This window comes from Pseudomonas sp. LFS044, assembly GCF_047978245.1.
GTDB lineage: Bacteria > Pseudomonadota > Gammaproteobacteria > Pseudomonadales > Pseudomonadaceae > Aquipseudomonas.
Genome location: NZ_JBFPFX010000003.1, coordinates 62828 through 85677, shown reverse-complemented (window position 1 = coordinate 85677; position 22850 = coordinate 62828). Strand labels below are relative to the sequence as shown.

At 67.0% G+C, this 22850-nt stretch carries 7 protein-coding genes; all 7 read right to left on the bottom strand.

Translation table 11 applies throughout. The annotated features are described in order from the left end of the window. Nucleotides 1-134: 134 nt before the first annotated feature. On the bottom strand, nucleotides 135-869 hold the full coding sequence (locus tag ACNQPL_RS03190) for a YkgJ family cysteine cluster protein (RefSeq protein WP_416465853.1): 735 nt from the start codon (nucleotides 867-869) through the stop codon (nucleotides 135-137). Next, nucleotides 866-1177 (bottom strand): hypothetical protein, encoded by a 312-nt coding sequence (locus ACNQPL_RS03185; RefSeq protein ID WP_416465851.1) that lies wholly within the window; start codon nucleotides 1175-1177, stop codon nucleotides 866-868. Before ACNQPL_RS03185 ends, ACNQPL_RS03190 begins: the two co-directional genes overlap by 4 nt. Before the next feature lie 98 nt (nucleotides 1178-1275). After that, entirely contained in the window at nucleotides 1276-2175 is a 900-nt protein-coding gene (locus ACNQPL_RS03180; RefSeq protein WP_346614964.1) for a chemotaxis protein, read from the bottom strand. Between the two features lie 296 nt (nucleotides 2176-2471). Beyond that, the gene (locus ACNQPL_RS03175) at nucleotides 2472-3656 is read right to left on the bottom strand and encodes an HlyD family type I secretion periplasmic adaptor subunit (protein ID WP_346612059.1); all 1185 of its coding nucleotides are present in this window, start codon (nucleotides 3654-3656) and stop codon (nucleotides 2472-2474) included. Further along, a complete protein-coding gene (locus ACNQPL_RS03170) occupies nucleotides 3653-5821 on the bottom strand; it encodes a type I secretion system permease/ATPase (protein ID WP_416465849.1) in 2169 nt (722 codons plus the stop codon). Before ACNQPL_RS03170 ends, ACNQPL_RS03175 begins: the two co-directional genes overlap by 4 nt. After that, nucleotides 5818-7251, bottom strand: a complete 1434-nt coding sequence (locus ACNQPL_RS03165; protein WP_416465847.1) for a TolC family outer membrane protein — start codon at nucleotides 7249-7251, stop codon at nucleotides 5818-5820. Before ACNQPL_RS03165 ends, ACNQPL_RS03170 begins: the two co-directional genes overlap by 4 nt. Before the next feature lie 63 nt (nucleotides 7252-7314). Beyond that, nucleotides 7315-22656 (bottom strand): BapA/Bap/LapF family large adhesin, encoded by a 15342-nt coding sequence (locus ACNQPL_RS03160; RefSeq protein WP_416465845.1) that lies wholly within the window; start codon nucleotides 22654-22656, stop codon nucleotides 7315-7317. Nucleotides 22657-22850 lie beyond the last annotated feature (194 nt).

Here is a 22850-nt window from a genome sequence, read left to right as displayed (position 1 = left end):
GCGAAGCGCCGCGCGGGCGGCGCTCGATCTCAAGGGCGCTGAAGATCCCAAGGCAAGCGCCCCGCGAAGCGCCGCGCGGGCGGCGCTCGATTTACGCCACACCCCAAAACTCAAGGCATGCACCCAGCAACCCCTCAAAAACCGATAAATGCGTAATACACCGGCGGTTCGTCCGTCGTTTGCAGCCCGAGCCCCTGGAGCCTCGCCGCTAGCTCTTCATCCTGCACATGCAACGTCCACCGGCAATCATCAGGCTCAGGCACCTGCCCAAGCGCCCGAGCAAACGCCCCCATCTCCGGCAGATACGCAGTAAACCCGTTCCCCTTCAACGCACTGGTCGTCATCCCCAGCACCTGGCACACGGCAACCTTGCTGGCGATATCGTCCCGGTCAGCCTGCCGCGAAGCCTGTACCAACGCTGCCAACTGCGGGTCGACCGGTTGCGTACCGACGATCAGCTCAGGCCCTTGCTCCCAAGCCTCTGGTGGGCAGTCCTTGTTCGCTGGCTGCAATGGAATGTGCGGGTTGATTTCCACCGGGTAGATGCGGCACACCAACGGCCGGGTCTCGTAGATGGTGCACAGGTCATTGTCGTCGAGGTTACGGCAGCGCCCGGGGTTGAAGGCGGCAAAGGTCACCGAAACGCGCATGTCGCTGCCGCCGCAAGGCACCGGGTACGAGCGGCGCAGCACATGCTCACGCTGATCGGCCGGCATGCCCGGGCCGTCTACCACGAACGCTTCGATCAGCACCACCACCTGGCCGCCGGCCGCTGCCCACTGGCGGGACTCGTCCAGCGTCAGCGGCACATGGTGGCCGGTGCAGCACTTGCCGCAGCCGGTACAGGCAAAACGCAGGCTGTCGTTCACTTGGCGTCAGGGTTCCATTCGCTGACGAAGGCGCGCTGGTGCTGGCGGTCGTACAGGCATAGCTCGCTGCCGGTGCGTTGCTGCATGTGCTTCTGTGGGTAGACCCCTTCGATAACCAGCGCGCTGAAACCCACCTGGTCATCGAATTCCGCAGGCTTGCCGCGGGCGTGGGCATCCTTGAACTGGCTGGCAGCCAGGCAGGCTTTCAGCATCTGCTGGCGTTGTTCGGTCCAGGCCTGGTTACTGGAGGCCTGGGCAACACCGCTGAAAACGGCGCAGGCAATCAGGAGGGAGCTGAAACACTTCATACGCAATTCCGGGAAAACTTCCAAGGGGCGCGAATTATGCCCGAGTCATCCCCGGCAGCAAGCCAGGGAGTTTGTCGCTGAATATAACAACACGGCTGTCAACGCTCGGCAAACACCACAGTGCGCGCCGCCACCACCAGGCAGTCGGTCAACTCGGGCGAGGAGAACTTGGTGAGGATGGCATTGGCCCCCGCCTGCCTGGCCTTCTCGGCGCTCATGGCGCTGTCCAGCGAGGTGTGCAGCAGCACGTAAAGGTGCTGGAAGTCTGGCGTTTCACGCAGGGTGCGGGTGAAGGCGTAGCCGTCCATTTCCGACATCTCGATATCGGAAACGATGATGTTGATTTCCTGCCCGGTGCCCTGCAACTCCAGCAGCACGTTGATGGCATCCTTGGCACTGCGCGCGGTGTGGCAGTCAATGCCGAGGTTGCGCAGGGTGTGCACCGATTGCTGCAACGCCACCTGGCTGTCGTCGACCACCAGGATATTGGCAGCGGCGAGCAGGCTGGCGTCCTCTTCGCTCAGCACGCCTGGGGCCGGCTCCGGCTCGGGTGGGGCGATGGCATGGATGACTTTTTCGATGTCCAGCACCTGCACCAGGGTGTTGTCGACCCGGGTCACGCCGGTGATGAACGAGCGGCTGCCCGAGCCATACGGCGGCGGCTTGATGTCGGTGCTCAGGCAATGGACGATGCGGCTTACGCCCTGCACATGCAGGCCCTGGCGTGAGCGGCTGATCTCGGTGACGATCAGGCAGCCACCCTCGGGGTCGGCCAGCGGGCGTTCACCGATGGCGCGGGACAGGTCGATCACCGACAGCGGGTTGCCGCGCAGGGTCGCCACGCCTTTCACATGCGGGTGCGATTCGGGCAGCCTGGTCAGCGCCGGGCAAGGGATGATCTCGCTGACCTTGAGCAGGTTGATTGCCATCAGCTTGCCGCTGCGCAGGGTGAACAGCAGCAGGGACAGCGAATCCGCGCGGGCATTTTGCGTGGCCATGGTGACCTTCGTGGGAAACAGGGGATAACGGGTTATCGGCCTGTTTTGGCTGGGCTTTAACTTGGCGGCAGCCCTATCGTCGGCAAGCCGGCCCCCACCTCAACCGCATCGGCTTCAAGCCCTGCGCCGCATACCTTGTAGGAGCGGCTTCAGCCGCGAAGCAGGCGCCGCGGTGGATGGCACCGGCTTCGCCGGTGTTCGCGGCTGAAGCCGCTCCTACAGGATCCCCGCCAGATCAGTAAGGTAGCGATTGTTCTGTGGGAGCCGGCTTGCCGGCGATGGCCGCGCAGCGGCCCCTAGCGCTCGCGCAAGGCCTCCTTGGCACGGTTCAGCGGCTTGATCAGGTAATCGAGAATGGTCTTCTCACCGGTGCGGATATCGACCGTGGCAATCATCCCGGGCACGATCGCGAAGTGCTTGCCTGCCTTGTTCTGCAGGCTGTCCTGCTCGGTGCGGATGAACACCCGGTAGTAGTAGATCTCCGGTTTCACTTCATCCTGCAGGGTGTCCGGTGAAATCCCCACCACCTTGCCATCCAGCCCGCCGTACACCGAATAGTCATAGGCGCTGATCTTCACCTTGGCCGCCTGGTCGGGGTGGATGAAGGCGATATCGCGGGGGGCGATGCGGGTTTCGATCAGCAGCCGTTCATCCATCGGCACGATCTTCATCACCTGCCCACCCGGCTGCACTACGCCGCCCAGCGTGTTTACCTCGATGTCCTTGACGATGCCGCGCACGGGGGAGCGCAGGGTCAGGCGGGTCAGCGAGTCGCTGCGCCCGCGGATCACCTCCGAGAGGCTGTCGGCTTCGGCGCTGGCCTTGGCCAGCTCTTCACGGGCGCGTACCAGGTAATCGGAGCGTGCCTCGTTGGCCTTGAGCTCGAGCTCCGAGCGCTGGCGATTCAGGCGGATCACTTCGACGCGGCTGGATGCACCCATCTTGGCCAGGTTCTCGGTGATTTTCAGCTCGCTGCGCACCAGCCGCAGCGAGTCCTCGATGCCGGCCAGGGTCTGTTCCAGGCCGCGGCGGCGGGTCTGGTACAGCGCAGTTTCGGCGTCGATCAGGTCGGCCGAGTCGCGCAGGCTGTCGGGGAACACCAACGGTTTGCCGGTGACCTCGGCGCGCAGGCGCGCCACGCTGGCCTTGGCCGCGCGGTACTTGGCCTCGCTCTCACCAACGCTGGAGGCCGTCTTGGTCGGGTCCAGCTGGGCGAGTATCTGGCCGCGCTCGACCATGTCGCCTTCGGCCACGTTCATCTCGGCGATGATGCCGCCTTCGAACGACTGGATCACCTGCTCTCGGGAGCTTGGGATCACCTTGCCGGTGCCGGTGGACACTTCGGTCACTTCGAACCAGGCCGCCCAGCCCAGAAAGGCCGCAAGCATCAGCGCGCACACGGTGATGACCCGGCCCGCGCGCAGCACGGCCTGGTCGTCCTGGCCATCCAGGTAGGAGGCGGGGAGTTCATGGTTGCTCATGCCTGCGCTCCTTGCAGTTTGGCCAGTGCGGCGTCGCGCTTGTCGTCGATGACGATGCGCCCACCATCGAGCACGATGATCCGCTCGACCCGCTGCAGCACGCTCAAGCGGTGGGTGGCGATCACCAGGGTACGGCCCTGGCAGAAGCGGTCCAGGTTATCCAGCAGCTTGCGCTCGGTCATGTCGTCCAGCGAGGCGGTGGGTTCGTCCAGCAGCAATACCTGCGGCTGGCGCACCAGCAGGCGCGACAGCACCAGGGCCTGGCGCTGACCGCCGGAAAGGCCTATACCGCCCTCGAGGATCAGGTGGTCCATGCCTTTGGGCAGGCGGCGCACGAAGTCCAGGGCGCCGGTGGCGGCCAGCGCGGCCACCAGTTCCTGGTCGCTGGCCTGGCCGGCACCCAGGGTGAGGTTCTCGCGCAGGGTGCCGTGGAACAGCCGCGAATACTGCGGCAACAGGCCCACGTCACGGCGCAGGTCGGCAGGGTCGAGGTGGGCAAGGGCGATACCATCCAGGGTGACTTCGCCTTGCACCAAGTCCATCGCGCCGCCCAGTGCCTGCAGCAGGGTCGACTTGCCGGCGCCATTGCGCCCCAGCACGGCGATGCGTTCGCCGGGCTGGATGTCCAGCTGGCCGATGTTCAGCACCGGTGGCGCCTCGGCGTCGTAGCGGAAGTTGGCCTGGCGCAGCCGATACTCGCCGCGGATGGCCGGCAGGTGCACCCGCGCTTCGCCTTCGGGGTGGTCGACCGGCGACTGCATCAGCTTGTCCAGGCCTTGCAGTGCCACCTTGGCTTGCTGCCAGCGGGTCAGTACATGGGTGAGCTGGGCCAGCGGCGCCATCATGCGCGAGGACAGCATCGACGCTGCCACCAGGCTGCCGGTGGTGAGGTCGCCGGCAATCACCATGGGCGCGCCGATGACGATGACCACGGCAAACACTGCGCCTTGCACGTTCTGGGTCCAGGTCACCAGGCCATTGGTGAGGGTGCGCAGGTGCAGGTTGGTGTGCGCGCAGGCGGCGTTGTACTGGTTCCACTGGCGCTCGAAGCGCGCTTCGGCCTGTAGCGCCTTGATCTCGTCCAGGCCCTGGATGCTCTCTACCAGCATGGCGTTGCGCAGCGACGACTCGCGCATCGAGGCGTTGGCCAGGCGCGCCAGCCGGCGTTGCGCCAGCAGGCCCGGCAAAAGCATGGCCAACAGGGCTACCAGCGGAATGAACACCAGCACGCCGCCGATCAGCCAGAACACGAACAGGAACAACAGGAAGAACGGCAGGTCGGCCAGCGCGGTAGCGGTGCTGGAGGTGATCAAGTCGCGGATCGACTCCAGTTCGCGCAACTGCGAAATGAACGAGCCGGTGGATTTGGGCCGTGCCGAATTGCGCAGGCGCAGGGCGTGGCCGTAGACCAGGTCCGACACCCGCAAGTCGGCGCGCTTGCCGAGCAGGTCGGTGACCTTCAGGCGCAGCAGGCGCATGCTGAAGTCGAACACCAGCGCCAGCACCACGCCGCCGAACAGCACGTACAGGGTTGGCAGGGATTCGGCGGGGATGACCCGGTCGTACACCTGCATGGAAAACAGTACGCCGGCCAACGCCAGCACGTTGGCCACCAGCGAGGCGACCATCACCTGCCCGTACGGGCGCAGGTCGCGCAGCACGATGCGGGCGAACCAGTGGCGGTCGTAAGGCGCGGTGTAGTCGTCGGTGCGCACGTCGCGCAATGGCCGCGCCGGGCGCATCAGCGCAACGCGGTTGATGCGCCCTTCGAGCGCTTCGCGGGGCAGGCGTGAGGTCAGGCTCTGGTCGCCAGCGAACACCACAGCCAGCTCATCGGCCTCGGTCACGGCCTCGACCACGGCCAGCTGGCCGTCGTCGAGTTCCAGTACCAGCGGCGTACGCCATTGCCGCAGGGCCTTGGCGTCGAAGCGCACAAAGCGCAGTGCCAGGCCGGCCTGGCGCGCCATGTGGCGGAGGATCTCGTCCAGCGGGCGGGCATCCTCCACGGCCGCCAGGCGGATGCGCTGGGGCGAGACATCCAGGCGATAGTGGTGGGCGACCTGCAGCATGACTTCCAGCCATGGCCCGAGGTCCGGGCGATGAACCACGGCTTGCTCGGGGGGCTGCTGCTGGCTGGCTTGGCTCAGGTTGACGGTATCGTTCATGGCTCGATCTCCACACCTTGCAGGTTGCGCCCTTCAAGGCCGAAGGCCATGCGCAGGGCACCGGTGTTGTACAGGCAGTCGACATCCAGGCGCAGCAGGTCGGATTGCGTGCCGGCGAGCTCGAAACGTGACTGATAGATTTCCTGCTCGGCGTTGAGCAGGTCGAGCAGCGGCCGCGTGCCCAGGTCCAGGTACTGCCGGCCGTACAGCTCACGGGCTTCCTTGATGCTCACCTGGCGTGCTTCCAGCGAGCTCAGCCGGCGGCCCAGCCCCGAGGTCTGCGCCATGGCTTCGGCCAGGCCGCGGCGGGCTTGCAGGCGTGCGGCGTCCTCGGCGGAGTCGGCGGCGGTCAGGGCATGGCCGGCTGCGCGGCTGCGGGCGCTGATGGCACCGCCTTGGTAGATGGGCACTTCGAGGTTCAGGTAGATGCCCGCCTGGGTGCGGTCGATGCGGTTGTTGTCGCGGTTGTAGTCGTCGTCAAGGTAGTGGTTGACCTGCGGCTGCAGCGACAGGGTCGGGTAGGCTTCGGCCTTGGCCTGCGCCAGCTCCGCCCTGGACTGCGCGCGCAGGGCCAGCGCCATGAGCACCGCGGGCAGGCGGTCGTCGCCGCTTGCCGGGCGCTTGCACGCCTGGGTCAGTTCGGGCGGTGTTTCTTCGGCCAGTGCGGGCGGCGCTACGCGGCCGAGCAGGGCCGCGAGGATCGACCGCCAGCGCTCGTACTGCGCTTGGTATTCTTCGAGGGTCGCGCGCGCACCCTCCACGCGGGACTCGGCCTGCACCACGTCAGAGCGGGTGCTGGCGCCCATGTCGCTGCGCTGGCGCGCCATGCCGGCGATGTCGCCCACGCCACGGATCTGCTCACGGGCAATCACCATGAGCTGCTCGTAGCGGCGGGTTTCGATCCAGGCGTAAGCGGTATCACGCGCCAGGTCGTCGACCACCAGCAGGATGTTGGCCTGGGCGCGGGCGGCGGCCGCGTGGGCCGCATCGACGGCGCTGTCGACCTTGCCGAAATCGTAAAGCATCTGTTTCAGCGACAGGTTCAATGCCTGGCTGCTGCGGTCGCCGCCGTAACCTGTGTCATAACCGGTGCGGATACCGCCGGAAATCTGTGGGTAGTAACCGGCGCGGGCTACGTTGATGCCTTCGCCTTGCTTGTACAGGTTGCCGATGGCTTCGGCGATGCTCGGGTGCCACTGTGCGGCTGCCACCACCGCTTCAGCCAACCCCAGGCGGTCGCCATTGCTGGCGGCCTGGCCGGAGGGTGGGCGGGCGGGGATGGCATCGGGGGCGTCCCGTAACAGCGACGGCCCGATACTGCGCAGCTTGGGATCTATGTCATCGGCTGCGTGGGCAGCCAGGTTGGTGTTCAGCACCAGGAGCCCGAAGGCTCCCAGCAACAGCGGTGTCAGCGGACTGCTTCGCTTCACATAATTCCCTTACTGCTGATCGTCCTTGCCGCCGGGCGTGACGCCCGGCGGGTTACTGCGGCCTCAGACGACATGGATGCCGTTTTGCACCCACAAGTGGTGGCTCGGATCCTCCTGGGCCGTGTATTGGTTATAGTCGATCCCGTCGGCTGTCTGGTTCCCGGTGAGGTTCCAGGTGTCGGTCATGTGCACCGAATCCTTGTCATCACCCTTGATCAACAGGGTGTTGTTGCTGGTTTCGGTAATGGCCACCACATCCGCAAGGTTGAGGGTCAGCGCCACCGAGCTGGTGTCGTTGAGGTCGATGACCTCGATGTCGTGGACCCGCCCGACCAGGTTGCCCAGGTCGATGCTGGCATCGCCGCCACCCCACAGCAGGGTGTCGGTGCCGGTGCCGCCCTCGACGCTGGCGAAGTTCTGGTCGACCACCACCAGGGTGTCATCGCCTGCACCTCCTTCCAGCGTGATGTGGCCACCCTGGCTGCCATCGAGGTGGTCGTTGCCGTCGGTGCCGGCGATCACCTCGCTGGAGGCGGCCGCCGCAACGCTGGCCACGGCGCTGCTGTCGTCGCTGTTATCGGCCAGCGCCGAGAACGTGGTCAGGCCCGCAGCGTTGTCCAGGTTGACGGTCAGGGTGGCGGTGTCGGTGGTGCCGTTGGGGTGGGTCAGCTCGTAGGTGAAGGTGTCGTGCTGGCCGATCACCGCCGAGGTCAGTCCACTTTTGAGGGTGTAGGTGTAGCTGCCGTCCGCCTGCACCAGCAGCGTGCCATAGGTGCCGACCACACTGACCCCGTTGTAGCCAGGGATGGTGTAGGTGTTGGCGGCCGTCAGCACGCTCAGTACCGTCAGCGCAGAGCCCAGGTTGTCGGCGCCGCCGGCGTCGGTAATCAGGTTGCCGCTGACGGCGGTGTAGTTGCTGACCACGAACTCGTTGAGATGCGTGGTGGTGGTGTTGAGGCTGGTGGTGATCGAACTCAGCAACCCGATGCCGCTGGAGTTGACGCGGACCTGGTAACTGCCGGCACCCTGGCCTGTGAAGGTGTAGCCTGCGCCACCGCCCAGCAAGGTGAGCAGCGAGCTGCCCGGCACCGACTGCACCAGCACGTACTGGCCAGTGCCGGTGTTGAGCTTGTACAGGGCGATGGTGGTGTTGCCGAGCAGGGTCAGCAGGTTGGTCGAGTTGACCACCACTTGCAGGTCGGCGCTGGTGTCGGCGGCTACCGTGGTGGTGTAGATGGCTTGGCGGGAGCCGATCACAGGCAGGCTGAGTGTGCCCAGGTTGGCGCTGCTGGTATCGACGCGGTTGGCCAGCGTGATGTTGGTGCTGTCGATGTCGTTGACCGCATCCACCACCGTGGCGGGCGCGCTGAGGTTGCTGTCGCTCCAGATCTCCGAGGCTTGCGGGCTGTCGATGCGCACGTAGAGGTTGGCGGCATCGGTCAGGCCGTTCGGGTGCACCAGTTGGTAGCTGAACACATCGACCTTGCCAACGCTGGAAGGGCTGGCGTTGGGGGTGTAGGTGTAGCTGCCGTCGGCGTTGATCACCAGGGTGCCGTACTGGCCCTGCACCGTGGTGCCGGCGCCTGCTGCCACATAGCTGCCGTTTTTCAGCACTTGCAGCACGGCGCCGCTGTCGGGGCCGCGCGAGTCGGTAGTGCCGTCGGTGCCCGGGTCGGTGATGACGTTGCCGGTCGCGGCAGTGCCGGTGCCGGTGAACTGCGTAAGGCTGGTGGTTTCGATGTCCAGCGTGGTGGTGACTTGGGTCACCAGGCCGATACCACCGCTGCCGACGGTCAGGCGGTACTCACCCGCCTGCAGCTCGCCGATATCGACGCGCAGCCCCAGCGGCAGCACGATCAGGTCAAGCAAGCCCTGGCTGCCGCCAGTGGCGATGGTCACCCAGGCGCCGCTGGCGTTTTTCACCTGCAAGGTGAACGTGGAGTTGTTGAGCAACGCCAGCACACTGTTGGTGGTCAGCGTCAGGGTTGGGTCCACCGTGGTGCCGGCCCCGACGGTCCAGGTGAAGGTCTTGCTGAAGCCCGAGATCAGGGTGGTGAAGCTGTCGTTGAAGGTTTGCGATGCGGTGACCGGCGCCAGGTTGACGGTGGCCGTGGCCAGGTTGTCGCTGGCGATGACCGGGGCATTGGCATCCACATCCGGGGCGGTGATGTTGGCGTTGCCGGACACGTTGTTGCGTGGGTCGGTGAGGGTGACCGTCAGCGTCTGGCCGTTATCCTGGGCAGGGCTGAAGGTCACGGTGAAGCTGCCGTTGGGCTGTACCGTCGCGGTTTGCACCAGGCCGCTGGAGCTGCGCACGGTAACGGTCGCACCGGGCTCACCGCTGCCGGTGAGGGTGCTGCCGTCGGCGCTGATCACCAGGTTGCTGGCGGCCGCCGGTGGGGTGATGTCCGGCGCGGTCAGCGCAGTCCCGGTCGAGACATTGCCTGCACCATCGGTGAGGGTAACGGTGAGTGCCTGGTTGTCCACCTGTGCCGCCGCCAGGCTGACCACGAACAGGCCGTTGGCGCCGACTGTCGCGGTGCCCAGCACGGTACCGGCGCTGTTGCGCACGGTGACGGTGCTGCCGATCTGGCCAGAGCCGCTCACTGCGGTACCGTTGGCGTTGATCGCCGCCACGGGCGCGGCGGGCGGCGTGGTGTCCGGCGCGGTGACGCTGGCACTGCCCGATTGGTTGAGGCCGGCGTCGGTCTGGCGCACGACCAGCACTTGCCCATCGTTCTGGGTGGTGGTGAGGGTGACGCTGAAGGTGCCGTCGGCTTGAACCACGGCAGTCCCCAACGCGCCGCTCGGGCCGGTGACGGTTACCGTCGCACCCGGCTCACCTCTGCCGGTCAGCACGGTGCCGCCGCCAGTCACTGCCAGGTCGGTCGGTGCGGTCGGTGCCTGATAGTCCGGCGCGGTGAAGCTGGTGCTGCCCGACACATTGGTTGCGGCATCGGCCTGGGTCACCCCGAGCACCTGGCCGTTGAGCTGTGCGCTGGCCAGGTTGATGCTGAACGCACCACCGGCATTGACCACGCCGGTACCCAGCACGTTGCCGCCGGCATCGCGCACGGTGACGGTGGCACCGGCTTCACCCGTACCGGTGAGGACCAGGCCGTTGGCCGACAGGGCAGTGACCACCGGGTTGGCCGGTGCGGTGATATCGGCCGCCTGCAGGAACACCGGTTGCGATTCGCCACCCACCAGCGCCACGGCTGTCACCGAGAGGTACTGCCCATCGAGCTGCGCCGTGTTCAGTTGCAGGGTGAAGCCGCCATTGAGGTTGGCAGCGCCCGTACCGATCAAGGTGCCAGCGGCATCGTAGACACGGATGGAGGCGCCGGATGTCGCAGTACCGGTCAGGGTCAGGCCGTCTGCGCCCAGTACCACGTTGGCAGGTGGCGCAGGTGGTGGGATCAGCGGGGTGACGTACGTCGCTACCGCCGAGGTGTTGATGCCATCGCTTTGCGTCACGCCCAGGGTTGCGACCGAGCCCGGCGCTGGCGACAGGTTGACCGAGAAATTGCCACTGGCGTCAACCAGTGCCGTACCCAACACAGTGCCTGCCTGGCTGACGGTAACCGTTGCGCCGGCTTCGCCGCGCCCGGTAAGCACGTTGTAGTCGGTGTTGATAGCCAGGTTGGTGACTACCGCTGGTGGTGAGGTATCGGCGGCCAGCAGCGTGGCGGGCAGCGAAGCGTTGCCGGCGTCATCGGTGGAGACCACAGTCAGCAGCTGACCGTTGTTCTGCGCCGGGTTCAGCGGCACGCTGAAGGTACCGTCGGCCTCCACTTCGATGCTGCCAACCACGGTGTTGTCCGGGCCACGCACGGTGATGGTGGTGCCGGGTTCGCCGGTACCCGTCAGTACCGTGCCCAACGGGTTGAGGGCAAGCTCCGCAGGCTGTACCGGTGGCACCAGGTCTGGCGCCGTGACCTGCAGGGGCGCTGAAGGGTTGCCTGCAGCGTCCTGGGCAATGACAGTCAGCACCTCGCCGTTGATCTGCGGCGTGGTGAGGTTGAGTACCAGTACACCGTCCGGGTCGATCACGCCTTGGCCGACCATGTCGCCACGGTCGTTCATGACCGTGACGCGTGCGCCAGCTTCACCGGTACCGACCAGCTGCGTGCCGCTGTCGTTGAGGGTGGCGATGACCGTGGCCGGTGGCGTGGTGTCGGTGGCCGTGATCGTGCTGATCGGCGAGAGGTTCTCGCTGGCGTCCTCGAGGGTTACCTGCAGCAGTTCGCCGTTCAGTTGCGGTGAGCTCAGGTCCACCACGAAGGTGCCGTTGGCAGCCACCGTGGCAACGCCGATCTCATCGGTACCGAGGTACACGCGCACTGTGGTGCCTGCTTCGCCGATGCCGCTGAGCTGATCGCCGGCGGCGTTCAGGCGCAGCTCGGTTGCTGCCTCAGGCGGCGTGAGGTCCGGTGCTGTGACCGCGACCGGCGCACTGATGTTGCCGGGTGGGTCGGCCTGTTGCACCGACAGCACTTGCTGGTTGATCTGCGCCGGTGACAGCTCGACGCGGAAGCTGCCGTCGGCGAGCACCTGGGTGGTGCCCAGCGCATTGCCGTTGGCGTCGGTCACGGTAACCGTCGCACCCACTTCGCCGCGGCCAGTGACCACGCTGCCATCGTCGCTGATGGCGACCTCGGTGAGGATGGCCGGTGGGGTGAAGTCAGGTGTTTGCAGGTTCGCGACCGCCGACACGTTGCCGGCTGCGTCGGCCTGGGTCAGGCTGAGCAGCTCGGCGTTGCCCAGGGCCGGGTTGAGGATGACGGTGAAGTTGCCGCTGGCATCCACCAGCGTAGTGCCGATTTCGTCGCCGGCGGCATTGGTGACCGTCACGGTCGCGCCAGCCTCGCCGCGGCCGGTGAGGGTTACGCCGTCGCTCGAGATTGCCAGTTCGGTCAGCACGGCCGGTGGGGTGGTATCCAGCGCGGTGATCGCGCTGGGGTTCGACTGGTTGCCCGCAGCATCGGTCAGCACCACCTGCACCTGCTGGCCGTTGGCCTGGGGTGCGTTGAGGTTGACCTGGAAGCTGCCGTCGGCACGCACGACTGCCGTGCCCAGCACGCTGCCATCGGCGGCGAGCACTTTGACAGTGCTGCCGGCCTCGCCGGTGCCATTGAGCAGGCTGCCACCGCCGGCAAAGGCAAGGTTGGTCGCGGCATCCGGGGCCACACGGTCAGGCGCAGTCAGGCTGACGCTGTTGGACTCATTGCCTGCCGCGTCGGTTTGCTGTGCGCTCAGTAGTTCGCCATTGATCTGCGCGATGCCCAGGCCAATGCTGAAGTTGCCATTGGCATCGACGACACCGGTGCCAAGCTCGACACCGCCTTGACCGATCACGGTAACAGTGGCGCCCGACTCACCACGGCCGGTGAGGGTCAGGCCGTCACTGGCCAGCACCAGGTTGGTCAGCGGCAGCGGCGCAGTGGTGTCCGGCGCCTGCAAGGTGGCTGGCAACGAAGCACTGCCATCGGTGCCCACGGCGCTGACGTGCAGCACTTCACCATTGGCCTGGGCGTTGCCCAGGTTAACCGTGAAGTTGCCGTCGTTACCGACCGGCGCGGTGCCCAGCAACACGCCGTTAGGGCCGTAGACATTGACCGTGGTGCCCGGCGCGGCGGTACCGGTGACCACCAGGCCATCGGCAGACAGCACGAGGTTTTCGGGCGTGTCCGGTGCCAGGTTGCCCGGCGCGGTGACGTTCTGCGTCGGCGAGGTGTTCTGCGCTGCGTCGGTCTGGGTCACGCTGAGGCTTTCACCCGCGATCGCCGCAGGCGTGAGGGTGACCGTGAAGGAGCCGTCACTGCCCACCGCGACGGTGCCCAGCGAGGTGCCATCCGCCGCGCGCACGGTCACCGTGGCGCCCACTTCGCCAGTACCGGTCAGGGTGGTGCCATCGGCGGCGACGGCCAGGTTGGCGACGGCGGCTGGTGGTGTGGTATCGGCCGCGGTGTACGGCGCAATCGGCGACACGTTGCCGGCCGCATCGGTGGCCGTTACCTGCAAGGTCTGGCCGTTGGTCTGGGCACTGCTCAGGGTGACCTGGAAGGTGCCATTGCTGCTGGCCACTGCGCTGCCCAGCACGTTGCCCGCGGCATCACGCACGGTGACCGTGCTGCCGGCTTCGGCACTGCCGCTCAGCTGCAGGCCGGTACCGGCCAAGGCCAACGCGGTCGGTGCTGCGGGTGGGGTGAGGTCGGGCGCGGTGACCGCAACAGCGGTCGAGGTATTGTTGCCCGCGTCGGTCTGGGTCACGCTCAACTGCTGGGCATTGAGCTGCGCACTGGTCAGGGTCAGGGTAAAGCTGCCATTGGCGGCCACCAGGCCCGTGCCGATGATGGTGCCATCGGGGCCGCGCACGGTCACGGTGGCGCCCGCTTCACCCAGGCCGCTGAGGGTCAGGCCGTTGTTGTTGAGCGCAACGTTGGTGAGTGGCGCCGGTGGGGCGAGGTCCGGTGTGCTGAGGGTGATCGCCGGCGAAGTGTTGCCCGCTGCATCCACCTGGCTGACGCCGATGGCCTGGCCGGTCGCCTGTGGCGTGTCGAAGGTCACCGTGAAGCGGCCATCGGCACCGACGGTGGCGGTGCCCACCACAGTGCCGGCGGCGTTGCGCACCTGCACGGTGGCGCCGACTTCACCGCTACCGGACAACTGTTTGCCGTCGGCGCTGAGTACCGGGTTGCCGACCGCTGCCGGTGGTGTGCGGTCAGGGGTTGCCAGGCTGGCAGGGCCAGACACGTTGCCTGCGGCATCGCTGAGCGTGACCTGCAACGGGCTGCCGGTGGTCTGTGCATTCGGCAGGGTGATCTGGAACTGGCCATTCGCATTGACCGTACCGGTGGCCAGGACCGCGCCACTGGCGTCGCGCACGGTCACCGTTGCGCCCGCTTCGCCCTGGCCGCTGACCACGGTGGCTGCGCTGTTCAGGCTCAGGCCGGTCGCAACGCCCGGTGCCTGCAGGTCAGGCGCCTGCAGGGTAGCGGCGAGTGACGTGTTGCCGGCGGCGTCGGCTTGGGTAATGGTGAGGTTCTGGGCGTTGGCCTGCGGCGGGGCCAGGCTGATGCGGAACAGCCCGTTGCTGCCGACGGTGGCGCTGCCTACCTCGTTGCCTTGGGCGTCCACCACACGCACGGTCGCGCCCACCTCGCCGCGGCCGGTAAGGGTGCTACCGGTGCGGTCGAGGACGAGCTGGTCGGGTGCGTTCGGTGCGGTGGTGTCTTCTGCCACCACGGTGGCCGGCACGGACGGCTTGCCGCCTGCCGACAGGCGGGCGCTGACTTGCAAGGTCTGGGCATTGAGCTGGGCGTTGCTGAAGAACACCCGGAAGGTACCGTCGCTGCCCACCGTGGCGGTGCCCAGCGTAGTGCCGCCGGACGTCACGGTGATCAGCGAGCCCACAGTGCCTTCGCCGGTGAGGATGAAGCCATCGGCGCTGATTGCCAGGTCGCTCGGCGTGGCGACTTCGGTGCCGTCAGGGCCCGCCACGTCGACTGAGGTTTCGTTGCCGCCGCCATCACGTACCACAACCTGCGCGGTGTCGCCGCTGGCCAGCGGCGGGGTGATGGGGATCACGAAGGTGCCGTCCGGGCCGGCGGTGCCGGTACCCAGTTCGGTGGTGCCATCGCGCACGATGACGGTGCTGCCGGGTTCGGCCGTGCCGCCGATGGTGCCGCCATCCGGGCTGACCGAAATGTCGGTGGCCGCGGCCGGTGGCGTGGTGTCTGGTGCGGTTACGGTGGACGACGCCGACGGGTTGCCCGCGGCATCGGTGACCACCACGCTTACGGTTTCGCCATTGGTCAGCGCAGGTGCCAGCGGCACCGTGAAGCTGCCGTCGCCTTCTACCGGCACGCTGATCACCGTGCCATCAGGCGTGGTCACGGTCACCGAGCTTGCACCCGGTGCATTACCGGTCACCGCGCTGCCATCAGCGCTGACGGCCACATCGGTCGGCAGTGCCGGTGGGGTGAGGTCCGGAGCGGTGGCCTGGCCGGCAGTGGACGCATTGCCAGCGGCGTCGGTGAGGGTGACGTCGAGCAGCTGGCCGTCCAGCTGCGCAGGCGCAAGCGCCACGCTGAAGGTGCCGCCCACGGGTACCACGACGGTGCCCAGCAGGTCGCCGTTGGCATTGCGTACCTCAACGGTCGAGCCTGCTTCGCCGCTGCCTTGCAGGGTGGTGCCGTCGGCGCTGACTAGCAGGCCGGTCGGGGTAGCGGGGCCAGTGGTGTCATCGGCGGTGAAGGTCGCCGACGGCGAAGCATTGCCGGCATCGTCGGTGAGGACGACCGACAGTACTTCACCATTGGTCTGGGCCGGGGTGAGGGTGACGCTGAAGCTACCGTCGGTTTCCACCACGGCATCGCCCAGCAGTTGCCCGTTGGCATCGCGCACTTGCACGGTGGCGCCGGGTTCGCCTTGGCCTGTGAGCACGCTGCCGTCCAGGCTCAACCCCAGGCCTTCTGCAGGCAGTGGGGCTTCAAGGTCATTGGCAGTGACGGTGCCAGCTTCGGAGGCATTACCAGCGGGATCCGCCTGAGTAATGGCCAGCGTCTGGCCGTTGAGCTGCGGCGGGTCGATGGTCACGCGGAAGCTGCCATCGGCTTGCACCACGGTGGTGCCCAGCACTGCGCCGCCGGTGCCGGTGACGCTCACTTGGGCACCGGGTTCACCGGTACCGCTGACGAGGGTGCCATCGGCGGACAGGGTCAGGCCGGTTGGGGCATCGGGTGTTTCGGTGTCCGGCGCTGGCAGGTCGACTGCGGCCGACACGTTGCCGGTCGGGTCGCGTTGCTCCAGGGTCAACGCCTGGCCGTTGGTCTGCGGTGGGGCCAGGGTGATCTCGAAGTTGCCGTTGTCGGCCACCACGGCGCTGCCCAGTTCGGTACCATCGGGGCCACGCACGGTGACGGTGGCGCCCGGTTCGCCGGTGCCGGTCACGGTAGTGCCGGTGTCATCGATGCTCGGTGTGCCGACGACTTGCGGTGGGGTGCTGTCGGGGGCAGTGAAATCGACCGGGCCAGCGCTGTTGCCGAGGTTGTCGGTGGCCTCAACGGTCAGGCTTTCACCATTGCGTTGGGGTGGGCTGACGGTAACGTCGAAGCGCCCGTCGGCGCCGACCGTGGTGGTGCCCAGCACGGTGCCGTCGGCAGCGCGCACGGTAACGGTCGAGCCGGTCTGGCCTGTGCCGGTGAGGTGGATGCCGGCGCTGTCGATGGCCAGCCCGGAAGGTTGCAGCGGGCCGTCCAGGTCGGGTGCGATGAGGGTGGCGGTCGAGGTGTTGCCTGCGGCGTCGCGCAGCACTACGTCGAGCTCCTGGCCATCGGTCTGGGCCGGGGTCAGGGTGAGGCTGAAGGTGCCGTTCGGGCCGACCACGGCAGTGCCCAGCGGCGTGCCCTGGGCATTGCTGACCTGCACGCTGGTGCCGGGCTCGCCACGGCCGGTAAGGGTCACGCCATCGGCACTGAGCACCAGGTCGGTGGCTTGGTTCGGTGGGGTGATGTCAGGGGCGCTGATCTGGGTCGGCAACGAGCTGTTGCCATCGGCGTCGATGGCCACCACGTCGAGCAGTTCGCCGTTGGCCTGCGCCGGTGTCAGGGCGATGGTGAAGTTGCCATCGTTACCCGCTTGCACGCTGCCCAGCACATTGCCTTGGGCATCGCGCACTTCAACCAGGCTGCCTACCGGGGCAGTACCGCTGATGGACGCGCCGTCGGCTGCCACCACCAAGCCGGCCGGGCTTTCTGGAACCGGTATCTGCGGCACGATGATGCCGAGGCCGACCGATGCGTTGCCCGCAGCGTCGGTTTGCACCAGCACGATGGACTCGCCCGCGTTGAGCGGCGCGTCCAACTCGACCAGGAAAGTGCCGTTCGGGGTTACGGTACCCGTCCCGATCACGCCGCCATCGGCGTTGCGCACTTCGACCGAAGCGCCAGGTTCACCGCGGCCGGAAATCACCACGCTACCCGCGCCCGCTACCACATTGGTAATGATATCGGGGGCGGTGATATCCGGTGCAGTGAAGGCCAACGGAGCAGAGCTGTTGCCGTCGGCATCGGTCACCGTGACGGCCAGTGCTTCGCCATTGGCCTGGACAGGGTCGAGGGTGACGCTGAAGGTGCCGTCCAGCTCGACGATGGTGCTGCCAATGACCGTGCCGTTGGCGTCGCGCACCTCTACCCGGGCACCGGGTTCAGCACTGCCGGTCAGGGTTTCACCCGCGGTCAGGGTAAGGTCGGTGGGTTGCTCCGGCGCTACCAGGTCCGGGGCAGTCAGCGGGCTCGGTTGCGACACGTTGCCCGCAGCATCGGTCAGGGTCACTTGCAGCGACGAACCGTCGATCACCGGTGTGTCCAGCTGCAGGGTGAAGCTGCCGTCAGGCAGTACCGTGCCAGTCCCTATCTCTTGCCCTTGATCGTTTACCACGGTCACCGTCGCACCGGCTTCACCACGGCCGGAGACCGTGCGGCCATCGGCACTGATGACCAGGTTGGTCGGTGCGTCTGGTGCAGTGATATCACCGCCACCGGTGTCGATATCGGGTGCGGTGACGTTGCCGGCAGTCGAGGCATTGCCCGCGGTGTCGGTCGCGGTGACCTGCAGTTGTTCGCCATCGACTTGTGGTGGGTCGAGGGTGACGCTGAAGGCACCGGTTTCACCGACCACGACGCTGCCCAATACGGTGCTGCCGTCGGCCGCCAGCACCCGCACGGTGCTGCCTGGCTCGGCACGGCCGGTGACCACGCTGCCATCAGCGCTCACAGCAAGCTCGCTCGGAATGGCTGGCGCGGTGATGTCAGGCGCGGTGACTTGGGCAGGTACGGACGACGCGCCGTTGCCATCGACTGCACTCACGTCGAGCAGCTCGCCGTTGGCTTGCGCCGGGTTGAGCACGACGGTGAAGGTACCTTCAGCCCCGACCACCACGCTGCCCACCAGCACACCGTTGGCGTCGTGTACTTCGACACGGCTGCCCACTGCGGCACTGCCGGTAATGCTGCTGCCGTCGGCGGCGATGACCAGGTCGGTCGGACTGTCCGGGGCTGGAACCAGGGGTACTTCGAACTGCAGGGCTTCGGAGGCGTTGCCGCTTGGGTCGGTCTGTACCAGGCTCAGCTGTGCGCCGGGTTGTGCAGCAGGGTTGAGGTCGATCAGGAAGGTGCCGTTGGCCAGCACTTCGCCGGTGCCGATCAGGTTGCCATCGGCGTCCCGCACTTCGACGGTGGCACCAGCTTCGCCACGACCGCTGAGGGCCAGGCCATCATTGCCGACCACGATATTGCTGACTTCGGCGGGCGCGGTGATGTCGGGTGCGTCGAACTGCAGTGGGGTGGACGTGTTGCCGGCGGCATCGACCAAGCGCACGTCCAGCGCTTCGCCATTGGCCTGGGCCGGGGAGAGGGTGAAGTTGAAGCTGCCGTCCGGGCCGACTTGGCCGGTGCCGATCACGGTGCCTTCGGCGTCACGCACCTGCACGGTTGCGCCAGGCTCGCCACGGCCGGTCAGGGTGATGCCGTCGGCCAGCGCCAGGTCTGTGGGCTGCTCGGGTGCCTGCAGGTCGGACGAGGTGACCGAGCCAGGCTGGGAGGCATTACCCGCCGCATCGGTGAGCACGACTTGCAGGGTGCTGCCGTCGTTGACGGCTGGGTCCAGGCTGATCTGGAAAGTGCCATCCGGGCCAACGGTGCCGCTGGCCAGCACGTTGCCGTTTGCATCACGTACTTCCACAGCAGCACCGACTTCGCCGCGGCCGCTGATTTGCGCGCCGGCCAGGCCGATCACCAGTTCGGTTGGTGCATCAGGGGCAGTGGTGTCGCCGCCGTCGATGTCCGGCGCGGTGACACTGCCTGCGGTTGAAGCATTGCCTGCGGCGTCGGTGGCAGTGACCTGCAGTTGTTCGCCGTCCACCTGGGGTGGGTCGAGGGTGATGCTGAAGGCGCCGGTCTCACCGACTACGACGGTGCCGAGCACGGTGGTGCCATCGGCAGCCAGCACACGCACGGTGCTGCCAGGTTCGGCACGGCCGGTGACCAACGAGCCATCGGCGCTGACGGCCAATTCGCTTGGGGTGGTTGGGGCGGTGATATCGGGCGCCGTGACCTGGGCGGGCAGGGAGGCCGCACCACTGGCATCGACTGCCGTTACGTCGAGCAATTCACCATTGGCCTGGGCTGGCGCCAGCGGCACGGTAAAGGTGCCATCGAGGCCAACCACGACCGTGCCGATCAGCGTGCCATCAGCGTCGCGCACTTCGATGGTGCTGCCCACGGGGCCGTTACCCGTGATGCTGCTGCCGTCGGCGGCGATGACCAGGTCGGTCGGACTGTCCGGGGCTGGAACCAGGGGTACTTCGAACTGCAGGGCTTCGGAGGCATTGCCGCTTGGGTCGGTCTGCACCAGGCTCAGCTGAGCACCAGGTTGTGCAGCAGGGCTGAGGTCGATCAGGAAGGTGCCGTTGGCCAGCACTTCGCCGGTGCCGATCAGGTTGCCATCGGCGTCCCGCACTTCGACGGTGGCACCAGCTTCGCCACGGCCGCTGAGGACCAGGCCATCATTGCCGACCACGATATTGCTGACTTCGGCGGGCGCGGTGATGTCCGGCGCGTCGAACTGCAGTGGGGTGGACGTGTTGCCGGCCGCATCGACCAGGCGAACGTCCAGCGCTTCGCCATTGGCTTGGGCCGGGGAGAGGGTGAAGTTGAAGCTGCCGTCCGGGCCGACTTGGCCGGTGCCGATCACGGTGCCTTCGGCGTCACGCACCTGCACGGTTGCGCCAGGCTCGCCACGGCCGGTCAGGGTGATGCCGTCGGCCAGCGCCAGGTCTGTGGGCTGCTCGGGTGCTTGCAGGTCTTGCGAGGTGACCGAGCCTGGCTGGGAGGCATTGCCCGCCGCATCGGTGAGCACGACTTGCAGGGTGCTGCCGTCGTTGACGGCTGGGTCCAGGGTGATCTGGAAGGTGCCATCCGGGCCAACGGTGCCGCTGGCCAGCACGTTGCCGTTTGCATCACGTACTTCCACAGCAGCACCGACTTCGCCGCGGCCGCTGATTTGCGCGCCGGCCAGGCCGATCACCAGTTCGGTTGGTGCATCAGGTGCAGTGGTGTCGCCGCCGTCGATGTCCGGCGCGGTGACGTTGCCTGCGGTCGAAGCATTGCCTGCGGCGTCGGTGGCAGTGACCTGCAGTTGTTCGCCGTCCACCTGGGGTGGGTCGAGGGTGATGCTGAAGGCGCCGGTCTCACCGACTACGACAGTGCCGAGCACGGTGGTGCCGTCGGCGGCCAGCACACGCACGGTGCTGCCAGGTTCGGCACGGCCGGTGACCACGCTGCCGTCGGCGCTGACGGCCAGTTCGCTCGGAGCAGCGGGTGCGGTGATGTCGGGAGCAGTCACTTGGGCCGGCAGGGACGAGGTGCCATTGCCATCGATCGCCACCACGTCGAGCAATTCGCCATTGGCTTGCGCAGGTTCGAGCACGACGGTGAAGGTGCCATCGGGGCCGACCACCACGCTACCGACCACTGTGCCATTGGCATCACGCACTTCGACACGGCTGCCGGCCGGGGCAGTACCGGTGACGCTGGAACCGTCATCGGCGACGACCAGGTCGTCCGGGCTGGGCGGTACCGAGGTCAGCGGCACTTCGTATGCCAGTGAGGGCGAAGTGTTGCCGGCGGCATCCACCTGCACCAGGCTCAGCTGAGCGCCGGGTTGTGCCGCGGGGGCGAGGTCGATCACGAACGTGCCATTGCCGCTCACGACACCACTGCCAATCACGTTGCCCTCGGCATCGCGCACTTGCACCGTGGCACCGGCTTCGCCGCGGCCTGCCAGCTGCAGCCCATCGGCACCCACCACGATGTTGCTGACCAGTGCCGGCGGGGTGATGTCCGGCGCATCGAATTCAAGGGGCGCCGAGCTGTTGCCGGCGGCATCGACCAAGCGCACGTCCAGCGCTTCGCCGTTGGCCTGGGCTGGGGACAGGGTGAGGTTGAAGCTGCCGTCCGAGCCGACTTGACCGGTACCGATCACACTACCGTTGGCGTCGCGCACCTGCACGGTTGTGCCAGGCTCACCGCGGCCGGTCAGTGTGGTGCCGTCGGCCAGCGCCAGGTCGGTAGGTTGATCGGGTGCCTGCAGGTCCGGCGAAGTGACCGAGCCAGGCTGCGAAACGTTGCCGGCGGCATCGGTGAGCACGACTTGCACAGTGCTGCCGTCCTTGACGGCCGGGTCCAGAGTGATCTGGAAGCTACCGTCCTGGCCAACAGTGCCGGTGGCCAGCACGTTGCCGTCAGCATCCCGCACCTGCACGGTGGCGCCTGCTTCGCCGCGACCGCTGAGCTGTGCACCGGCCAAGCCGATCACAAGGTCCGTCGGTGCGTCGGGAGGGGTGGAGTCGCCGCCGCCGATATCGGGCGCGGTGACATTGCCTGCCGTCGAAGTATTGCCCGCAGCGTCCTGGGCAGTGACTTGCAGTGCCTGGCCATCAGTTTGCGCAGGTTGCAGGGTGATACTGAACTGCCCATCGGCACCTGCCACGGCGGTGCCCAGCACGGCACCGTCGGCGCCACGCACTTGCACGGTGGAGCCCGGCTCGGCGCGGCCGGTGAGCGTGGTGCCTTGCCCGTTGACGACCAACTCGCTCGGCGCTGCAGGCGGGGTGACATCCGGCGCGGTGATGACGCCGGCCTGTGAAGTGTTGCCGGCGGCATCGGTGAGGGTCACATCCAGGTTCTGCCCGTTGGCCTGGGGTGTGGTCAACGTGACATCGAAGGTGCCGTCGGCGCCTACGGTACCCGTGCCTACCAGGTTGCCGGCGGCATCACGTACGTTCACCGTGGAGCCTGCTTCACCACGCCCCGTCAGGCGCAGACCATCTGGCGATACCAGCAGGTCGATGGGCGTGGCAGGGGGGGTAGTTTCACCCGGCTCGGAACCACCACCGCTGCTGCCGCCGCCACCGCCGCTGTCAGCGGCAGCCGCCGCACCGCCGACGCCCAGCAGGCTGAGCCCGGCAATCGCCCAGGTCGGTGTGGCGCTGCCGGCAACACCAATACCGGCTACCAGTTCATCCAGCGAGGCCACTTCGTCGAAGGTGAAACCGGTGAAGGCGACCGGGTCGTAGTTCGCGTGCCACAGGGTGCCATCTTCGCCGACAAAGACCATGTCACTGCCGACGCCCGCCTGGTCCACCGCGAAGAAGTTGCCAACGGTGACCTTTTCCCCTGATTTGAGCGTGACGATAAGGTCCTGGCCACGCCGGGTGACGGTTGCCACCTGGTCGGGAGCGACAGGCATCTGAACGACACCCGGGCTGTTGAGCGTGATATTGCCGAAGGCGCTCTGGGTGGCGACTGCGGATTGCTTATCGGCGACGACGATGTTGTCCATGGATGCTCCCTGCTGGTGTGCGGTACTAGGGGCGGCTTGTGCGCCCTCTGGCTGGCGCAACCTTTCCCGCTAGCGGAATCGATTGCGCGCAGCTAGGCCGTGTAACGGCCCTGTTACCGGTGGTAGAGGAGATATAGCAGTCCGATGGGAAGCAACCAGAGGCTTTATGGGTTAATCCTTTGGTAGGGACGGGT

What these genes read in the sequence shown, in the direction of transcription:
- ACNQPL_RS03185 (WP_416465851.1), bottom strand. Translation starts at nt 1,177, where the DNA reads ATGAAGTGTTTCAGCTCCCTCCTGATTGCCTGCGCCGTTTTCAGCGGT.
- ACNQPL_RS03170 (WP_416465849.1), bottom strand. Translation starts at nt 5,821, where the DNA reads ATGAACGATACCGTCAACCTGAGCCAAGCCAGCCAGCAGCAGCCCCCC.
- ACNQPL_RS03180 (WP_346614964.1), bottom strand. Translation starts at nt 2,175, where the DNA reads ATGGCCACGCAAAATGCCCGCGCGGATTCGCTGTCCCTGCTGCTGTTC.
- ACNQPL_RS03160 (WP_416465845.1), bottom strand. Translation starts at nt 22,656, where the DNA reads ATGGACAACATCGTCGTCGCCGATAAGCAATCCGCAGTCGCCACCCAG.
- ACNQPL_RS03175 (WP_346612059.1), bottom strand. Translation starts at nt 3,656, where the DNA reads ATGAGCAACCATGAACTCCCCGCCTCCTACCTGGATGGCCAGGACGAC.